Annotated in this window: 12 protein-coding genes; 6 read left to right on the top strand and 6 right to left on the bottom strand. The window is 69.1% G+C overall.

Annotated elements, in window-relative coordinates; translation table 11 throughout:
- Window positions 1-83: 83 nt before the first annotated feature.
- A complete protein-coding gene (locus tag MWN33_RS12325) occupies window positions 84-1,235 on the bottom strand; it encodes an anhydro-N-acetylmuramic acid kinase (RefSeq protein ID WP_247201094.1) in 1,152 nt (383 codons plus the stop codon).
- Window positions 1,236-1,348: 113 nt separating this feature from the next.
- Here MWN33_RS12325 and tyrS point away from each other — a divergent pair, with 113 nt between their 5' ends.
- Window positions 1,349-2,605, top strand: a complete 1,257-nt coding sequence (tyrS, locus tag MWN33_RS12320) for a tyrosine--tRNA ligase (RefSeq protein WP_247201093.1) — start codon at window positions 1,349-1,351, stop codon at window positions 2,603-2,605.
- Window positions 2,606-2,786: 181 nt separating this feature from the next.
- Here the strand turns inward: tyrS and MWN33_RS12315 are convergent, their stop codons facing one another.
- On the bottom strand, window positions 2,787-6,374 hold the full coding sequence (locus MWN33_RS12315; RefSeq protein WP_247201092.1) for a hypothetical protein: 3,588 nt from the start codon (window positions 6,372-6,374) through the stop codon (window positions 2,787-2,789).
- Between the two features lie 157 nt (window positions 6,375-6,531).
- Between MWN33_RS12315 and bcp the strand changes: the two genes are divergently transcribed.
- Entirely contained in the window at window positions 6,532-6,999 is a 468-nt protein-coding gene (gene bcp, locus MWN33_RS12310; RefSeq protein ID WP_247201090.1) for a thioredoxin-dependent thiol peroxidase, read from the top strand.
- 136 nt (window positions 7,000-7,135) lie between these two features.
- Here bcp and prfB read toward each other — a convergent pair whose 3' ends face one another.
- On the bottom strand, window positions 7,136-8,266 hold the full coding sequence (prfB, locus tag MWN33_RS12305; RefSeq protein ID WP_247201089.1) for a peptide chain release factor 2: 1,131 nt from the start codon (window positions 8,264-8,266) through the stop codon (window positions 7,136-7,138).
- 177 nt (window positions 8,267-8,443) lie between these two features.
- Between prfB and MWN33_RS12300 the strand changes: the two genes are divergently transcribed.
- Entirely contained in the window at window positions 8,444-9,058 is a 615-nt protein-coding gene (locus MWN33_RS12300; protein WP_247201088.1) for a glutathione S-transferase family protein, read from the top strand.
- A 21-nt stretch (window positions 9,059-9,079) separates the two neighbouring features.
- On the opposite strand, the gene MWN33_RS12295 is transcribed toward MWN33_RS12300, so the two are convergent.
- The gene (locus MWN33_RS12295; RefSeq protein ID WP_247201087.1) at window positions 9,080-11,518 is read right to left on the bottom strand and encodes a penicillin-binding protein 1A; all 2,439 of its coding nucleotides are present in this window, start codon (window positions 11,516-11,518) and stop codon (window positions 9,080-9,082) included.
- A 117-nt stretch (window positions 11,519-11,635) separates the two neighbouring features.
- Window positions 11,636-12,913: an N-acetylmuramoyl-L-alanine amidase gene (locus tag MWN33_RS12290; protein WP_247201086.1), complete on the bottom strand. Its 1,278-nt coding sequence runs from the start codon at window positions 12,911-12,913 to the stop codon at window positions 11,636-11,638.
- Window positions 12,914-13,685: 772 nt separating this feature from the next.
- On the opposite strand from MWN33_RS12290, the gene MWN33_RS12285 reads away from it, so the two are divergent.
- Together MWN33_RS12285 and MWN33_RS12280 are read left to right on the top strand one after the other, a co-directional pair.
- Entirely contained in the window at window positions 13,686-16,508 is a 2,823-nt protein-coding gene (locus tag MWN33_RS12285; RefSeq protein WP_247201085.1) for an Rne/Rng family ribonuclease, read from the top strand.
- Window positions 16,509-16,646: 138 nt separating this feature from the next.
- Complete coding sequence (locus MWN33_RS12280) at window positions 16,647-17,474, top strand: transglutaminase-like domain-containing protein (protein WP_247201084.1); 828 nt, start codon at window positions 16,647-16,649, stop codon at window positions 17,472-17,474.
- A gap of 47 nt (window positions 17,475-17,521) precedes the next feature.
- Here the strand turns inward: MWN33_RS12280 and MWN33_RS12275 are convergent, their stop codons facing one another.
- The gene (locus MWN33_RS12275; protein WP_247201083.1) at window positions 17,522-18,379 is read right to left on the bottom strand and encodes an SDR family oxidoreductase; all 858 of its coding nucleotides are present in this window, start codon (window positions 18,377-18,379) and stop codon (window positions 17,522-17,524) included.
- Between the two features lie 137 nt (window positions 18,380-18,516).
- Here MWN33_RS12275 and MWN33_RS12270 point away from each other — a divergent pair, with 137 nt between their 5' ends.
- On the top strand, window positions 18,517-18,888 hold the full coding sequence (locus MWN33_RS12270) for a winged helix-turn-helix transcriptional regulator (RefSeq protein WP_247201080.1): 372 nt from the start codon (window positions 18,517-18,519) through the stop codon (window positions 18,886-18,888).
- The last annotated feature ends 129 nt before the right edge of the window (window positions 18,889-19,017 follow it).

Here is a 19,017-nt window from a genome sequence, read left to right as displayed (position 1 = left end):
TCCTTCAAGGTATTCAGATTTTCTGAAATTAACATTCAACTTTGCTGCATGGCCGCATCGGCGGTCCTGCCGGCTGCAGCGACTCAGGCCGCCGGATGTGGTGGCAGGACGACCCCGCCCGGCATCGGGAGCGGCACTCCGGTCGTCGTCGGGAAGCTCAGCGGCAGTCCCTTGAGCGCGCGCACCGCGAGGAAGGCGAAAGCCTGCGCTTCCAGCGCGTCGCCCGACCAGCCGACCTCGTCCGCCGTGAGCACCGCGATGCCGAGCCGCGCGCGCAGGAAGCGCAGCAGCGTCGGATTGCGCGCGCCCCCGCCGGCGGCGATCAGCGTGGCCGGGCGGCGCGGGAGATGAGCGAGAACCGCCCCGACGCAGGCGGCGGTGAGCGCGGTGAGGATCGCCGCGCCGTCCTCCACGCTCATCGCGTCCAGCTCGCCATGAGCAGCCACCCATTCGCGAAAATCATTGCGGTCGAGCGACTTGGGCGGGCGCCGCGCGAAGAAGGGATGGTCGAGAAGACGTGCCAGCGCGCCCTCGTCGACGCGTCCCGCCGCTGCCGCCGTCCCGTCGCGATCGAGCGGCATGCCGGTGCGCGCCTTCATGAAATCGTCGATCAGCGCATTGGCGGGGCCGGTGTCGCAGGCGACCGGCTCAGCCTCGCCGTCGAGATAGGTGATGTTGGCGACGCCGCCGAGATTGAGCACCAGCAGCGGCCCCGGCAGGTCGAGGCCCCTCGCGAGCGCCCGGTGATAGGCCGGCACCAGCGGCGCCCCCTGCCCGCCCGCCGCCACATCGGCCGCGCGCAGATCGTAGACCAGCGCCGGCCCGGGAGCGTCCGTCAGCGCGTGCGCCGCCCGCGCGAGCGCGGGACCATCGCCGATCTGGACCGTCAGGCGGATGTCCGGCCGGTGCAGCACGGTCTGGCCATGGAAGCCGATGGCGGCGACGTCGCGATGTTCGGGGTAAGCCTCGAAATACGCGGCCAGCGCCTGCGCATGGCGCTCGGTCAGCCGACGCTCGGCCTCGGCGAGAATACCCGGCCGGGCGTCACGATCGGTGAGCCCGCGCGCTTCCTCCAGCGCCTGAATGAGGAGAGCACGGTCGGCGGCGTCATAGGCCAGCGTCATGTCCGGGCCGAAGGCGGCGACGCTCTCGCCGTCCGTCTCGATCAGCGCCACGTCGACGCCGTCGAGCGAGGTGCCGCTCATCAGGCCGATCGCCTTCACGGGACCTTGCATCTCATTCCTCGCCTGCGCCGGCTCGGGGTGCTTTCGCCGCGCGAAACTGGTACATGACGCGCCGTTCCTAACCGCGCCGTTCCTAATATGGCGTTGATGCCCGCAGGCCCGATATGAGCACGTTCAAGTCCGATTTCCTCCGCACCCTCCAGGAGCGCGGCTTCATCCACCAGATCTCCGATGAAGCCGGCCTCGACGACCTGTTCGCGAAGGAAACCGTCACCGCCTATATCGGCTTCGACCCGACGGCGCCGAGCCTGCACGCCGGCGGCCTGATCCAGATCATGATGCTGCACTGGCTGCAGAAGACCGGCCACCGCGCCGTCTCGCTGATGGGCGGCGGCACCGGCATGGTGGGCGATCCCTCCTTCAAGGACGACGCCCGCCAGCTCATGACCGTCGACACGATCGAGGCCAACATCGCCTCGATCAAGCGTGTCTTCTCGAACTACCTCACCTATGGCGAGGGCCCGGCCGACGCGCTGATGATCAACAACGCCGAATGGCTGCGCGGGCTGAACTATCTCGAGTTCCTGCGCGATGTCGGCCGGCACTTCTCGGTCAACCGCATGCTGTCCTTCGACAGCGTGAAGACGCGGCTGGAACGCGAGCAGTCGCTGTCCTTCCTCGAATTCAACTACATGATCCTGCAGGCCTACGACTTCGTGGAGCTGAACAAGCGCTACGGCGTGCGCCTGCAGATGGGCGGCTCGGACCAGTGGGGCAACATCGTCAACGGCATCGACCTCGGCCACCGCATGGGCACGCCGCAGCTCTACGCCCTGACCTCTCCGCTGCTCACCACCGCCTCCGGCGCCAAGATGGGCAAGTCGGTCAACGGCGCGGTGTGGCTGAACGCCGACATGCTCGGCCCCTACGAATTCTGGCAGTACTGGCGCAACACCGAGGACGCCGACGTCACCCGCTTCCTCAAGCTCTACACCACGCTGCCGATGGACGAGATCACCCGCCTCTCGCAGCTCGGCGGCGCCGAGATCAACGAGGTGAAGAAGATCCTCGCCACCGAGATCACCGCGCTGCTGCACGGCCGCGCGGCGGCGGAGGGCGCGGCGGAGACGGCGCGCAAGACCTTCGAGGAAGGCGCGATCTCCGGCGACCTGCCCACCGTCGAGGTGCCGGCGGGCGAGCTGGAGGCCGGCATCGGCGTGCTTGCCGCCTTCGCCGAGAAGGCGGGGCTCGTCGCCTCCAACGGCGAGGCGCGCCGGCAGGTCAAGGGCGGCGGACTCAGGGTCAACGACGTCGCCGTCACCGACGAGAAGGCCGTGCTCACCGCCCGCGACCTGACGCCCGAGGGCGTCATCAAGCTCTCGCTCGGCAAGAAGAAGCACGTGCTGCTGAAGCCGGTGTGAGTGCCGCTGCGGCGCGGCTACCAACTGAACCACGTCATGGCCGGGCTTGATCCGGCCGTCCACGTCTTCGGTCCCGCCTATCGAAGTCATGGATCCCCGGGTCAAGCCCGGGGATGACGGTGTAAGGGTCGACAGCGCCCTTAAGAGCCGCGCCGTGGCGAGCCGCAGGCCAACATCACGCCTACCGCGTCGGCACCACCGCCGGCGGCGTCGGATCGGGCGCCTGGCGGAACTCGAATATCTTGCGCAGGAAGCCCGGCGCGATGGCGGAGATCGGGTTCACCCGCAGCGTCGGACCCGAGAGCGGACCGACGATCTCGTAGGTGACGCCCACCAGACCCTCGTTCTGGCCGCCGCCGAGGAAGAAGCCGACCACCGGGAGCCGGCTGAACAGATTGTTGAGCCCATAGGCCGGCACATAGGTGCCGCGCACGGCGATACGATCGTTGGCGAAGTCCAGCGTGCCGTCGAAGGTCGAGCCGATGGTCGGCCCCCAGATTGCGCCCTCGCGGATGGTCAGTTGCTCGGCGGAGCGCTGGAAGTCGACCTGGAGCTTCTGGAACACGATGGCCGAGCCCGGCTGCGGCCGACCGGGAGTGGTGGTCTTCGGCGCGGCGGCGATCAGCCGGTCGAGCCCCGGCTCGCCGCGGATCACGAAGTCGCGCATGTTCACCGTGCCGAGCTGAACCTTGCCGTCGCCGCGCGGCGCGTCGATGTCCACCCACATGTCGCCGCCATAGATGCGGGCATAGAGGTTGATGAAGCGCAGCAGCGCCCCGGCGTCGGTGGTGGCGACGCGCAGGCGCGGGCGGCCATTGCCCTGCGTCGCGAGATCGCCGTTCACCCCGCCGTCGCGCCCGACCAGCGCGCCGAGCGAGAAGGCGCGCAGGTCGCCATTGCGCCGCGACATGGTGAGCGCGGCCTGCCGCATGGTCTCGCCATTGTTGCCGACCACCACGCCGAGCTTCACGTCGAGGTCGATATCGGCGGGCCTTGCGTTCTGCTGGCCGGCGATGGGCGCTTCCATCAGGTTCTTGAGGAAGGCGCGCGCCTCGATCACCTCGCCGCGCACCGTGATCTTCAGCGCGCCGTCTGCGTTCTCCACCTTCACGCTGGCCTTGTCGCCGTCGGAGAGCTGGAAGGTCGGCAGGTTGGCGCTGACGAGGGCGGACTTCGAGTCGAGTTCGACGCTGCCGCGTATGTTCACGCCCTGCCCCGTCACCACGAGGTCGTCCAGCCGCGTGCCGGCGGCGGTCAGCGTGGCCTTGGCGGTCAGCCGCGCCGGCTTGCCGGCCGGCTTCGACCAGCCGGGCACCAGCTCGGCGAGCCGGGCATTCGTGAGGTCCACATCGACGTCGGCGGTCTTGGATTTCGGGCCGATGACGCCGGAGACCTTCACGCCGACCGAGCCCGACATGCCGCCGAGATCGAGGCCGAGCTTCTGGCGCGCCGCGTCGTCGATGGTCGCCGCCATCACGAAGGTGATGTCACCATTCGCGGGGCGGCTGTATTCGAAGCTCGCCGGCGCGCCGCCTACCTTGCCCTCGCCGCGCAGCACGGTGGCGGCGGGGGTGACGAAGACGCGCACCTTGGCATCGTCGAGATTCTGCCCGAACGCCACCTTTCCGGCGTCGAAATTGGACAGGCCGGCGTCGAAGGCGAAGTCGACGTCGGAGGGCAGGATGTTGTCGGACAGGCGGATATTGATCTGCGCGGTGCCCAGTATGGTGCCGTTCACCGTCTGCACGTCGACGGGAATGAGGCCCGGCGTGCGCAGGGCCGGCATGGCGGCGAGCTCGATGGCGGCGGCGGCCGGGCCGTTGACCGCAACGCGCACCTTGGCGTCGGGCTTGGCCGGCGCGGTATCCGGAACGTCGAACACCGCCTCGCTGATGTTGAGCTGGCGCCGCTCGGGCGTCTCCATCACGCCGCCAGAGACCGAGACGTTCGCGGTGCGGCCGGTCACGTGCACCGCGACATTCGCGCCGCCGATCGCCGGCAGGCCCCTCACCGGGTGGAAGCGGCCATTGGTGCCCGCGATGTCGATCTTCAGCGCCTCGTCGGCCAGCGGCCGGTCCTTGCGGCCGATGGAGCCGAGCGGCGCGTTGAAGGCGATCTCGGCATGGGTGACGTCGCCGGAGATCAGGTTGTCATACACCCAGCCGCGCGGCTCGGGCGCCGCCAGCACCGGCCACAGCCGGATCAGCGAGGTGGCCGTCATCGGCGTCGCCGTGACCGTCATCGAGAGCGAGGGCTCGGCCGCCCCGAGATCGAGCGCGCCGCCGATGGTGATGCCGCCCTGCGGTCCCTTCAGTTCGCCGCGGTCGATGGCGAAGCGCTGGGCTACAGGGTCGAAGGACAGCGCGATGGCGTTGTCGTCGAGGATGAAGGGCGGCACTTTCTCGGCGAAGGGCCCGCCGCCGGCGAAGCTGGCCCGGGCGGTACGGGTGGTCAGCACCCATTTGCCGGCCGTGTCCGCCGGCATGCTCACGGTGGCCGCCACGTCCATGCCGAAGGGGCCGGCCTGTACCGCCAGCGAGGAGAGGTCAATGAGGCGGCGGGCGGGATCGAGCGTGAAGGCGAGGGAGGCCTCGTCGATCAGCATGCGGCCCGCCACGTCGGGGCCGAGCTGGAACTCACCGGCGCCGGCCCCGAGCCGCCCCTCGGCGGACAGCAGCAGGCCCGAGCCGTCGATGGCGGCCTTGAGGTCGACCGAGAGCGGCGAGGTAGCAAGGATATCGCCATCCGCCTTGCCGGCGGCGAGCAGCAGGTCGCGCGGGGCTAGATCGCGGATTTCCAGCGCCAGGGCGCGGCGCCCTTCGGCCAGCGCGCCGATGGTGGCGCGCGCCGACCAGGGCCCATCCGTGCCGCCGGCCCTGAGGTCGAAGGCGACGCCACCTTCCGTCGGGCGGGAGAGCGAGAGATCGATGTCGTCGAAGGTCCAGCTCCGGCCGCTCGCCTCGCTGCGGATGACCACCACGCCGTCCTTGAGGCCGATGGAGCTGAGCGCGCCGCCGTCGAGGCCGCCACGGTCGATCTGCTGGGCCAGCACCGCCAGCGCGCGCAGCCGCAGCGGGCCGAAGGGCGTCACGGGGGCCGTCGCGGCGCCACCGGCCGCCGCCGGGCCCACGGGAGTCGAGACGGCCGGAGCGGACGCCGCCTCATGCGCGGCGGAGGCGGGATCGACCCCCTCGGCCGGCACCGAGGGCGGCGGCACGGTGGCGATTGGATGGTTGGGCGACGCGACGGCGGCGCTGCCGTCGGTGGATACCGAGAGCTGGCCGCGCGCGTCGATGAAGACGTTCAGCCGCACGCCGACGAGATCGACCCGCTGGGGCTGCATCAGCCAGGGCAGCCAGCTGTCCTGCAACGCCACCTCGGCCTGCGGCGCCACCGCGATGACGTCGCCGCTGGAATCGCGCACCACGATGTCGGTGGCGTGCAGCACGATGCCGCCTTCCGGCGCGCGGTCGGCAAGTATGCCGGCGATCTGCACCGTGCGGCCCCCGCCGAGCCGCGATTCGAGAGTGCGCTCCACATAGGGTCGGGCCATGTCGACGGTGACGATGCCGGTGGCGACGAGCAGGTAGCCGAGCGCCACCAGCGCCGCGCCCGCGCCGAGGAGCGACCCGCCCGACCAGCAGCAGATGCGAAACCAGCGCCAGCGGCCGACGGGCTCCGCGCATGCCTTCGCCGCGCGGCGCACGCGCAGCTTCCTGACATGGCGCTTTCCGCCGGAATCCGGCCTGTGCGTCACCGGCTCTTTCATCTAGGGCACGAATCCTCGCAAGCTTGGGCATAATGCCCCTGCCATCGACGGGGAGCGACAGCTTTCCGCACGCCCCAACCGAGATACGGTCACACGAAAGGTGATCCGGCGCGTCCCGGCAGCCGAACAACCCATAATCACGCCGAAAGGAAGGCAAATGGCCGAGATAGCTTCCGGGCAGCCCGCCCCCGACTTCACTCTTGCGACAGATACCGGCGAGAGCGTGACGCTCGCCGCCTGCCGTGGCCGCAAGCTTGTGCTCTACTTCTACCCGAAGGCCGGCACGCAGGGCTGCACGCTGGAGGCGCACGACTTCAACCGGCTGAAACCCGATTTCGAAGCCGCCGATACCCGCGTCCTCGGTGTCTCGCCCGACCCGGACAAGGCGCTGGCGAAGTTCCGCTCCAAGGAGGGACTCACCTTCGATCTCGCCGGCGACGAGACCCATGCGGTGCTGGAGGCCTATGGCGTCTGGGGCGAGAAATCGATGTACGGGCGCAAATATATGGGTGTCGAGCGCACCACCGTGCTGATCGACCGCGAGGGGCGGATCGCGCGTGTGTGGCCGAAGGTGAAGGTCGCCGGCCACGCCGAGGAAGTGCTGGAAGCCGCCAGGGCGCTGTGAGGCCGCTTAAGGACGTCATCCCGGCCGAGCGGAGCGAGAGCCGGGATCGCTCTGCAATGTCGGCGCGCGATCCCGGATCGGCCCTGCGGGCCCTCCGGGATGACGGAGAAGGCGGGGTGCGCTTTGTTGCCCCGCCTCAGTCCACGTCGTCGATGTTGGCCGGGCCGCCGCCATAGGCGCGCTGGGCGAGCGCGGCTTCCATGAAGGGGTCGAGGTCGCCGTCCAGCACTTCCTGCGGCGTGCCGGAGGTGACTCCGGTGCGCAGGTCCTTCACGAGCTGATAGGGCTGGAGCACATAGGAGCGGATCTGGTGGCCCCAGCCGATATCGGTCTTGGCGGCCTGATCGGCGGCGGCCTGCGCCTCGCGCTTCTTCAGCTCCATCTCATAGAGCTTGGCGCGCAGCATGTCCCACGCGGTGGCGCGGTTCTTGTGCTGCGAGCGGTCGCCCTGGCTCACCACGGCGATGCCGGTCGGGATGTGGGTGAGGCGCACCGCCGATTCGGTCTTGTTGACGTGCTGGCCGCCGGCGCCGCCCGAGCGCATCGTATCGACGCGCACATCCGCTTCCTTGATGTCGACGACGATGCGGTCGTCGATCACGGGATAGACGTCGATGGAGGCGAAGGAGGTCTGGCGGCGGGCGTTCGAATCGAAGGGCGAGATGCGCACGAGGCGGTGCACGCCGCCCTCGGTCTTCAGCCAGCCATAGGCATTGTGGCCCTTCACGAGAATCGTCGCCGATTTGAGGCCTGCGGTCTCGCCCGCCGATTCCTCGATCAGCTCGACCTTGAAGCCACGCCGCTCGGCCCAGCGCGTGTACATGCGCAGCAGCATCAAAGCCCAGTCCTGGCTGTCAGTGCCGCCGGCGCCGGCATGGACTTCCAGATAGCTGTCATTGGCATCCGCCTCGCCCGAGAGCAGGGCTTCGAGCTGGCGGCGGGCAACCTCGGCCTTGAGCTTGCCGAGCGAGGCCTCGGCCTCCTTGACGATGGAATCGTCGCCCTCCGCCTCGCCGAGCTCGATCAGCTCGACATTGTCGGCGAGCTCGCGCTCGATGCGCTCCAGCGCGCCAAGCCCGTCCTCCAGCGTGCCGCGCTCCTGCATCAGCTTCTGCGCGCGCTCGGGGTCGTTCCACAGATTCGGGTCCTCGGCGAGCGCGTTCAGCTCGGCAAGGCGGGCCTTGGAACGGTCGAAATCGATGTGCTGCCGCAGCAGTCCGGCGGCTTCGCGGATTTCGTCGACGCTCGCGGCGAGCTCGGCGCGCATGATCGGTCACTCTCAGAAGGAGGCGGAAGGCGGCGGAAAATAGAGAGCTTGGGCAGGGCTGTAAACGCCCTGCCCTGCGCGCGGCGGAAAACGCCCTTCGCAGGGCATGCCCCATTGCGGCAGCGCGCTCCGGCAATAAGCTGTCGTCCCGACCGACGCCACCTCCACGGAGCCCCCATGCGCCTCATCGGCATGCTGGATTCGCCCTATGTCCGCCGCGTGGCGGTCTCGCTGGCCTTCCTCGACCTTCCCTTCGTCCATGAGGGCGTCTCGGTGTTCCGTCATTACGACCGCTTCGCCGCCGTCAATCCGGTGGTGAAGGCGCCGACGCTGGTGACGGACGACGGCGTGGTGCTGATGGAATCGACGCTCATCCTCGAACATACCGAGCGCCTCGCCGATCCCGCCCGCTCGCTGGTGCCGGCCGATATCGGCGCGCATGCCCGCGCGCAGCGCATCGTCGGGCTGGCGCTCGCCGCCTGCGAGAAGAGCGTGCAGATCGTCTATGAGCGCGAGCTGCGCCCGCAGGAGAAGCAGCACCAGCCGTGGATCGACCGCGTGAGCGGCCAGCTCATGGCCGCCTATGGGCTGCTGGAGGAGGAGATCGGCTGGAACGAGGGCTGGCTCGCCGGCCCGCGGCCGATGCAGGCGGACATCACCGCCGCCATCGCCTGGACCTTCACCCGCGACCTCATCCCCGACGTCGTGGCCGCCAACGCCTTTCCGGCGGCGGCGGGCCATGCTGCGCGGGCCGAGGCGCTGCCCGAATTCCTCGCCTGGCCGCATGCCTGATGTGCGCGGCCGGCCGGCGGCTCAGTACAGGCCGCCGGTGCCCGTCGAGCCGACCGCGCGGTCGGCCTCGGGATTGATGCCGACCGGATTGCCCGAGGCGTCGGTGGAGCCGATGATCGAGTAGCTGTCCGGCGGCGAGGTGCCCGGCTTGAACGCCTCGAGGATCGAGGGCTCGCCCGGCCCGGCACGCAGGCCGGTCTTCGGGTTGATGCGGATCAGCTTGATGCCGGGCGGCACGCGGAACGGCACCGCCGGCCGGTCGGCCAGCGCCACCTTCATGAAGTCGCGCACCACGGGGGCGGCGAGCAGGCCGCCGGTCGATCCCTTGCCCATCGGCTTGGGCGTATCGAAGCCGAGATAGACGGCGACCACCATGTCCGGGGTGTAGCCTACGAACCAGGCGTCTTTTTCCTCGTTGGTCGTGCCGGTCTTGCCGGCGATCGGCTTGCCCAGCACCTTCAGCGCCGTGCCGGTGCCGCGCTGGACCACTCCCTCCAGCATCGAGGTGATCTGGTAGGCGGTCATCGGATCGATGACCTGTTCGCGGCGGTCGATAAGCGTGGGCTCCGGCTGGTCGGCCCAGCGGGCGGCGTCGCAGCCCCGGCACTCGCGCTCGTCGTGCCGGTAGATGGTCTTGCCGTAGCGATCCTGCACACGATCGATCAGCGTCGGCTTGATGCGCTTGCCGCCATTGGCGAACATGGAGTAGCCCCCGGCCTGCCGCAGCACGGTGGTCTCGCCCGCTCCCAGGGCCATCGACAGCACCGGCAGCAAGTTATCCGAAATGCCGAAGCGCTTGGCATATTCGGCGACCAGCGGCATGCCGAGGTCGTTGGCAAGGCGCACCGTCATGACGTTGCGCGACTGCTCGATGCCGAAGCGCAGGGTCTGCGGGCCGTAAAACTTGCCGGAATAGTTCTCCGGTCGCCACGTCGCCTGCCCCTGCTGAGTCAGTTCGAAGGGCGCATCCAGCACGACGCTGGACGGGGTGTATCCGTTGTCGATGGCCGCCGCGTAGACATAGGGCTTGAAGGACGAGCCCGGCTGGCGCTGCGCCTGGGTGGCGCGGTTGAACTGGCTCTCGTCGAAGGAGAACCCGCCGGCCATGGCCAGCACGCGCCCGGTGGAGGGGTCCATCGCCACCAGCGCGCCTTCGATATTGGGCTGCTGGCGCAGGCGCCACTGGTCGGGCTTGCCTTCCACAGGCTCGACATAGACGACGTCGCCGGTCTTGAGCACGCCGGCCACGCCGTTCTTGGAATTGCGCAGCGCCCATTTGGCGCCGTCGGCGGTGATCATGCCGACATCGCGCTGGTTCGACATCACGCCGGAGCGGTCGCGCTGCGGCTGGAGGCCGATGCGCGCGCCCTTGGCGTCGGAATCGAGCACCACGGCCAGACGCCAGGGAATGTCGGTGAAGGTGCGAACATCGGCGAGCCGCGCGCCCCAGTCGCCGGAGGTCTCGATGCGCGTCACCGGCCCGCGGAACCCGCGCTGTTCGTCATAGCGGGTCAGCCCGTCGAGCAGCGCCTGCTTGGCATAGGCCTGGAGCTTGGGGTTCAGCGTGGTGCGCACCGACAGGCCGCCGCCATAGAGCTTGTCCTCGCCATAGCGCTCGAAGATCTCGCGGCGCACTTCCTCGGCGAAATATTCGGCCGCGAAGATATGCGCGCCGGTCGGACGCACGGTGACGGCAAGGTCGGTCTTCTTGGCTTCCTCGGCCTGCGCCTCGGTGATGTAGCCGTTCTCGGCCATGCGATCGATCACCCAGTTGCGGCGGTCGACGGCGGCGTCGTGGCGGCGGAACGGGTGGTAGTTGTTCGGCCCCTTGGGCAGGGCGGCGAGATAGGCGGCCTCGGCGATGGTCAGCTCCGACACCGACTTGTCGAAATAGAGCAGCGAGGCGGCGGCGACGCCGTAGGAACCGATGCCGAGATAGATCTCGTTGAGGTAGAGCTCGAGGATCTTGTCCTTGGAATAGGCGCGCTCCATGCGCAGGGCGAGCAGCGCCTCCTTGATCTTGCGGTCGAAGGAAACCTCGTTGGTCAGCAGGAAGTTCTTCGCCACCTGCTGGGTGATGGTCGAGGCGCCCTGCGGACGTCGGCCCGAGCCGTAATTCTGCAGGAAGGCGTAGCCGGCGCGGCCGATGCCGGTCAGGTCGATGCCGCCATGCGAATAGAAGTTCTTGTCCTCGGCGGACAGGAAGGCTTCCTTCACGAGATCGGGAATGTTCTGGATCGGCAGATAGAGCCGGCGCTCCTTGGCGTACTCGGCCAGCAGCGAGCCGTCGGCCGCGTGGATGCGCGTCATCACCGGCGGCTCGTAATTCTGGAGCTGCGAGTAGTCCGGCAGGTCCTGGGAGAACTTCCAGACGAAATAGCCCGCCGCCGCCCCGCCGACGATGAACACGATCGTGCCAAGGGCGAACAGGAAGCCCAGAAACCGCAGAAGCAGCCGCATGCGGCCTCGTCCCCGTATGCTAAGGACCCCACCGCGCGCAAACGCGGTGCGGGTCCGATGTCCGTCGTCGCCCTTAGGGCAGCGTGTGCGCGGCAACTATGGCCTAATCGCGACCGGTCAAGGCTGCGTGGCGGCCACGGGCCGGGCGCTGGTGCCGTCCACGCTGGCCGGCAGCGCGAGCGGAGTGCCGTCGAGAGGCTTCTGCGCCGCGAAATACGCGTCGACCGCCGCCGTCATAGCCTCGGTGACATTAGCCTGCCAGTCGGCCGATGTCATGAGTTCGAGATCGCGGGAGCTGGAAAGATAGCCCAGCTCGAACAGCACGGAGGGCACGTCCGGCGCCTTCAGCACCTTGAAACCCGCCGATTTCAGCGGGGATTTGTGCAGCCGCGCCGCGCCCTGCACCTCGCCCGCCAGGGTGCGGGCGAAATGGGCGGAGAAATTGCGCGTCTCGCGCTGGGCGAGGTCGAAAAGGATGCCCGCCACGTCTGCCGGCTCCTCGGAGAGGTCGAGGCCGGCGATCATGTCGGCCTTGTTCTCCGAATCGGCGAGACGCTGCGCCTCGACGTCCGAGGCGCGGTCGGACAGCGTGTAGATGGTGGCGCCGCGCACGTCGCCGTCGCGCGAGCCGAGCGAATCGGCGTGCAGCGAGATGAACAGGCGCGCATTGTTGTCCCGCGCGAAGCGCACGCGCTGGCCGAGCGAGACATAGGTGTCCTTGCTGCGGGTCAGCAGCACGCGATAGCGGCCGGTGGCATCGAGCCGCTTCTGGAGCTGGCGGGCGATGTTGAGCACGAGTTGCTTCTCGGTGACGCCGAAGGAGGAGTTCACCGCGCCCGAATCGACGCCGCCATGGCCGGGATCGAGGACGATGACCGGGCGCAGATCGCCGGCCTGCGCCACCTCGGCCTTCGGCATCTCCGGCTGCTCGGCGCGGTGGGGCTGCGCCGGGCCCGAGGCGAGCGCCGCGAGGAAGGTGGCGCGGTCGGTCTTCACGAGGTCGACCACGAGGCGCGCCGGCTGGTCGTCCATCGGGTCCAGCACGAAGGCCTTGTCGATCTTCACCGGCGCGTTGACGTCCATGACGATGCGCGCCTTGCCGGGGGCGAACAGGCCGAAGCGATAGGCCGAGACGAGGCCGCGCCCCTCCTCGCCCGCCGTCGGCGGCAGGGCGAACACGACGTCGGGAATGTCGACCACGACCCGGTAGGGATCGGCCAGGATGAACGCGCCGAGCGGCACGGAGCGCGACAGGTCGATCACCAGCCGGGTGCGCTCGCCGTCGCCGGCGAGGCGCGCATCGCTCGCCACGACGGGATCGGCAGCCCGCGCCGGCGCGACGACGGACAGGCCGCCCGGCAGCCAAAGAGCCGCCGCCAGCCAGAGCCCGATCATGCCGCCTCGCCTCGCCATCTCCGCCCGCTCTCTCCCGCGTCTCGTCGCGCCGCGCCCGCAGGGGCCGGCCGCATGACCTTTCTAGCCAAATACCAATGAAGCGTTAACCGCCGCCTTCACCGCGATTCGCGGTTGCCGCCCGGCGTTGCCCGCGCGCAACGGGCCCGCTCCGTCATGTCGGACGCGATCCTTGCCAAATCGGCACGCATGCCGCTATTAAGGGCACGTATATGGTTCGCATTCCGGGTCGCTCGACGACGTACGGCTTTGCGGTTTTCAGGCGAAGGCGCGGCCGAGACGGGCGTGCCCGGCACCGGCGACGATGAAGCTCCCACCGGGGCGCGTTGTGGTGCCGCACGCGGTCGACAAGGACCGCGCGCCGGAGGGTCGCGGTCCGCGCCGTCATTTCCGGGCCACCCGACACCGCTTGCATGCGCGGCTCTTCGTGACGTCGCGCCCATGGGGTCCTGCCACCATATGCCTTGAGCCGGATCGCGCGCGGTCGCGGCTTGTCCTGTTCGGTCGAGGATGGACGGCAGCCTACGATGATGCGTCAGCCGGCAAGTGGGGGTCAGGTACGTGGAGGGTATTCCCGCCGCGTGCGCGCCCTCCGGCCCGTGGCCTGTGCACCGCGTCGGCGCTCCTCTTGCGAGAGCCACCGTCCCACTCGCCGCATCCCCTGCCCGCATCCGATCACCGCTTACTGGCACGGCCCCTGCCGTCGGACGTCCGCTGCGACGCCGACGCGGCCGTCGCCGCACATGAGAGTTCTATGGCCAACAAGATGCTCATCGACGCCACCCATCCCGAGGAGACCCGGGTCGTGGTGGTGCGCGGCAGCCGAGTCGAGGAATTCGACTTCGAGGCTGCCAACCGCAAGCCGCTGCGCGGCAACATCTACCTCGCCAAGGTCACGCGGGTAGAGCCTTCCCTGCAGGCCGCCTTCATCGAATATGGCGGCAACCGGCATGGCTTCCTCGCCTTCAGCGAGATCCATCCCGACTATTACCAGATCCCGGTCGCCGACCGTCAGGCCCTGCTCGCCGAGGAAGAGCGCCAGCAGCGCCGCGACGCCGAGGCAGAGGACGAGGACAAGCCGAAGGGCCGCTCGCGCCGCCCGCGCGGCGCCGCCAAGAGCGCCGACACCGAGGAGACCGTCTCCGAAGCCGCGACCGAGGACGGCGAGAGCGAGGCCGCGCCCGCGCGCCGCTCGCGCCGTCGCCCGTCCTCCTCCGATGACGAGGGCGGCGGCGGCGAGGTCGAGGAGATCGCCGGCGAGGAAGAGGTGGTCGACGAGGTCGGCTCCGACGACGCGCTGGAGGAAGTGCCCGAGCGCGCCGCCCCGCGCGGCCGCGCCCGCACCTACAAGATCCAGGAAGTGATCAAGCGCCGGCAGGTGATGCTGGTGCAGGTCGTGAAGGAGGAGCGCGGCAACAAGGGGGCGGCGCTCACCACCTATCTGTCGCTCGCCGGCCGCTATTCGGTGCTGATGCCCAACACCGCGCGCGGCGGCGGCATCTCCCGCAAGATCACCTCGGCCGAAGACCGCCGCCGGCTGAAGGAGGTCGCCTCCGACCTCGAAGTGCCGGAGGGCATGGGCGTTATCCTGCGCACCGCCGGCGCCAACCGCACCAAGGCCGAGATCAAGCGCGACTTCGAGTACCTTCTGCGCCTGTGGGAGAATGTGCGCGAGCTCACCCTCGGCTCCACCGCGCCCTCGCTGGTCTATGAGGAAGGCTCGCTGATCAAGCGCTCGATCCGCGACCTCTACAACAAGGACATCGACGAGGTTCTGGTCGCCGGCGACGAGGGCTATCGCGAGGCCAAGGACTTCATGCGCATGCTCATGCCGAGCCATGCGAAGAACGTGAAGCCCTACAAGGACCTGCAGCCGGTGTTCACCCGCTTCGGGGTGGAGAGCCAGCTCGACGCGATGTTCCTGCCGCAGGTGCAGTTGCGCTCGGGCGGCTATCTCGTCATCAACCCGACCGAGGCGCTGGTCTCCATCGACGTGAACTCCGGGCGCTCGACCCGCGAGCACAATATCGAGGACACCGCCCTCAAGACGAACCTCGAAGCGGCGGAGGAAGTCGCCCGCCAGCTGCGCCTGCGCGACCTTGCCGGCCTTGTCGTGATCGACTTCATCGACATGGACGAGAAGCGCAACAACCGGGCGGTGGAGCGCAAGCTCAAGGACTGCCTGAAGAACGACCGCGCGCGCATCCAGCTCGGCCGCATCTCGCATTTCGGCCTGATGGAGATGAGCCGCCAGCGCATCCGCACCGGCGTGCTGGAAAGCTCCACCGAGGTCTGCCCGCATTGCGGCGGCACCGGCCATGTGCGCTCCTCGCCCTCCGTCGCGCTCCAGCTCCTGCGCGCCGCCGAGGACATGCTCCAGCGCTCCAACACGCATAACCTCGTCATCCGCACCCGCGCGGAGAACGCGCTCTACGTGCTCAACCACAAGCGCGCGCATCTGCACGAGCTGGAAGAGCGCTTCGGCGTGCAGATCACCATCGCCGCCGACGCGACGCTGACCGGGCTAACCCCCTTCGCCATCGACAAGGGCGAGGCGGTGCTGAACCCGATCCCGCTGCCGCGCGCGCCGGAGCTGGTGATCGAGCCCGAGGACGACATCGTCGTCGCCGACGAGGCGGAGGAGATCGAGGAGGAAGAGGCGCCGGCCCCGAGCCGCGCCCTGCCCCCGCGCGAGAGCCGGAGCGAGAGCCCCGAGAGCACGGGCGAAGGCGAAGGAGATGGCGGCAACCGCCGTCGCCGTCGGCGGCGTCGGCGCCGGCGTGGCGGTGGCGGCGAGAACGGCCAGCGTCCCGGCGGCGAGGCCGGCTCGGAGACCTCCGGCATCGAGTTCGAGGATGACGGCGAGGACGAGGCGGACGGCACCGAGGGCGACGCCAATGAGAGCGACGCCAGCGAGACCGTGACGGCCGAGGTGAGCGAGACCGCAACGGCGGACGTCTCCAACGAGGCGGCCGCTGACGCCCCCGCGCCGGAGGCTGCCGTCGAGACGGCCGGTGAGACGGCTGCGGAAGCGCCTGCTGCCGAAGCCGCTACCGAGGAAGCCGCCGAGGAGGCGCGTCCGCGTCGCGGCCGTCGCGGCGGACGCCGCACGCGCGGCGCCAAGGCGGGCGAGGAAGCCGCGAGCGAGGAAGCGACCTCCGAGACGACCGAGGCTGCTGCCGAGGCCGTCGCTGTCGAGGCGGTCGCTGTCGAGGCTTCGGCCGAGGCGGCTGCTGCCCAGACTGTGGCGGAGGTTCCGGCCGAGGCTCCGGCTCCCAAGCCGCGCCGCCGCCGCTCCACCGTGCGCGAGGCCGCGCCGGTCAGCGCGCCGGAGGCCGAGGCGGTACAGGTCGAGGCCGCGCCTGTAGAGGCGGCACCTGTCGAGACAGTGGCGGCCGAGGCTGTGTCGGTCGAGGCCAGCGAGCCGGTCGAAGCCGCGCCAGCCGACGAAGCCCCCGCTACCGAGGCTGCCGCCGACGCGGCGCCTGAGGCGGCCCCGGCGCCCGAGCCCGCCAATGACGATCCGAACCGCCCGCGCCGCACCGGCTGGTGGCAGCGCAAGATCTTCGGCGAGTGAGGTCTTCTCTCATCTGAAACGGAAAACGGCGCCTCGCGGCGCCGTTTTTTATTTCCTATCCGTCTGTACGCGTGCCGGCCGGAACCTCCCTCCTTGGGCCGTGTTCTGCTCTGGGATCACAGCGATGCGGGGCCTTGAATGATTACCCTCCAGTGCGGCTACCGGATCGAGGTCGTGTGCGACCGCCCGATCACCGCCATCACCCTGCTCGACCCGCATCCTGAGCGGCAGGTCGACATCCTTGATGTCGTCACCACAAGCGTCTCGGCGCTCGCTGATGGCAACCCGGTACCCTGCGACACCTATGAGGATGGCTTCGGCAATATCTGCCGGCGACTGGTCATCCCGCCCGGCGGCGCGCGCTTCGAAAGCCGCATCAACGTCGCCGATCCCGGCACGCTTGATGTGTTCGATCTCAACGCCATTGAGCACGCGCCGATCGATCTGCCGCCCGAAGTGCTGCAATTCCTGCTGCCGAGCCGCTATTGCGAGGTGGACGAACTGTCCAATACGGCGTGGGGCCTGTTCGGCAGCTACGCCCCCGGCTGGAACCGGGTGCAACAGATCTGCAATTTCGTCCACGCGCAGATCCGCTTCGACTATCAGTGCGCGCGCAGCACCCGTACGGCCGCGCAGGCGTTCAACGAGAGGGTCGGCGTCTGCCGCGACTTCACGCATCTCGCGGTGGCGCTCACCCGCGCCATGAACATCCCGGCGCGCTACTGCAACGGCTTTCTCGGCGATGTCGGCGTGCCACCGGACCCGGCGCCGATGGACTACAATGCCTGGTTCGAAGCCTATATTGGCGGGCACTGGCACACCTTCGATGCACGCCACAACGTGCCGCGCATCGGCCGGGTTCTGGTGGCGCGGGGGCGCGATGCCGCCGACATCCCGATGATCCACACGTTTGGCCCGCATGTGCTGCAGCGCTTCGAGGTCATCACCGAGCAGGTGGCGGCCTAAGCGGCGCCCCGTCCCCGGAAAGCTCCGAGAGACAGGGGCGCACGCCCTCACGCCCGCAGCGCCGCCGCATTGTCCTGCGCCCACTGCGCTACCGAGATCGGCGCATGGCCGGTCAGCGTCTCGACGGCGTCGGTGACGCCGGCCGTCCACCCCTCGCGCACGGGATGGAAGATCATGGCGAGGAAGCGCGCATAGTCCTCGCTGACGCCCGCGCCGGTGAGGATGCCGACAAAGGTCTCGTCGTCGATCGGGGTGTAGCCGACCTTGCGGCCGATGATGCCGGACAGGATTTCCGCCGCCTCGCCATAGCCCAGCGCCTGCGGGCCGGTGAGGTTGAAGGCCCGGCCGTCGAAGCGGTCGCTGGTGAGCGCCGCCGCCGCGCTGGCGGCAATGTCGCGGGCGTCGACGAAGCTCGACTTGCCCTCGCCCGCCGGGACGGCGAGGGCGCCGGCATGGTCGATGCCGGGCTTCCAGAAGTTCAGGAAATTGTCGGTGAACCAGTTCGGCCGCAGGATCACATAGGGCACGCCCGCGCCGATCAGCGCCAGTTCGACCTGGCGATAGGGAATGGAATCATCCGCATCGACGCCGATGGCGGTTTGCAGCACCACCTTCACCTTGCGGGCGGCGGCGGCTTCGATGACCGGGGTGAGCAATTCCCGCGAATTCACATAGCCGCCCGGCAGCATCACATAGGCGCGGTCGACGCCCTCGAACGCCGCCGCGAAGGTCTCCGGCCTGCCGAATTCGAAGGCGACGCCCTCCGCGCCCTCGATGGGCTGGCCGCCGCGTGAGGCCGCCTTCACCGCCTCGCCCTTCGTCCGCAGTGCCTTCACCAGCGGGCGGCCGACATGGCCGCTGGCGCCGAGCACGAGAATCTTTCCGGTGGGATTCTTGTCCGACATCATCATTCTCCTTAGTATCTAACGGAAACCATGTTTCGAATGACTACATACGCGCTGTCGGAAAAGTGCGAAAGAGAGCACCTCCGGCTCACATGGTGGCGTGCGGGAAACCGGCCTGCCAGAACGAGGACGAAAAGATGTGCCCGGCCTATGACGTCTATGAGGACCGCTGCCCCACCCGGCTCGTGCTGGACCGGCTGGCCGATAAATGGGCGCTGCTGATCCTCGACCATCTCGCCGAGGGCACGATGCGGTTCAACCATCTGCGCCGCGACATCAAGGGCATCTCGCAGAAGGTGCTGTCGCAGACGCTCAAGAGGCTGGAGCGCGACGGGCTGATCACCCGCACGGTCTATCCTACCGTGCCGGTGACGGTGGAATACGCGCTCACCCCGCTCGGCCGCACGCTGGCGCAGACGGCGGCGGCGCTGACCCACTGGGCCGAGAGCAACATGGACGCCATCCTCGCCGCGCAGGCCGCCTATGACGCCGCCGGTGCGGAGAGGTGAGGGCGAACATCGGGGGCGGCGCCGTCCCGCTCACGCCGTCATGGCCGGGCTTGACCCGGCCATCCACGCCTCGGCAACCCACCCGGAAGATGTGGATCCCCGGGTCGAGCCCGGGGATGACGGCAGGGG

This window comes from Ancylobacter koreensis, assembly GCF_023016525.1.
Taxonomy (GTDB): domain Bacteria; phylum Pseudomonadota; class Alphaproteobacteria; order Rhizobiales; family Xanthobacteraceae; genus Ancylobacter; species Ancylobacter koreensis.
Note: the sequence above shows the minus strand (reverse complement) of the source record. Positions and strands in the feature narration are given on the sequence as shown.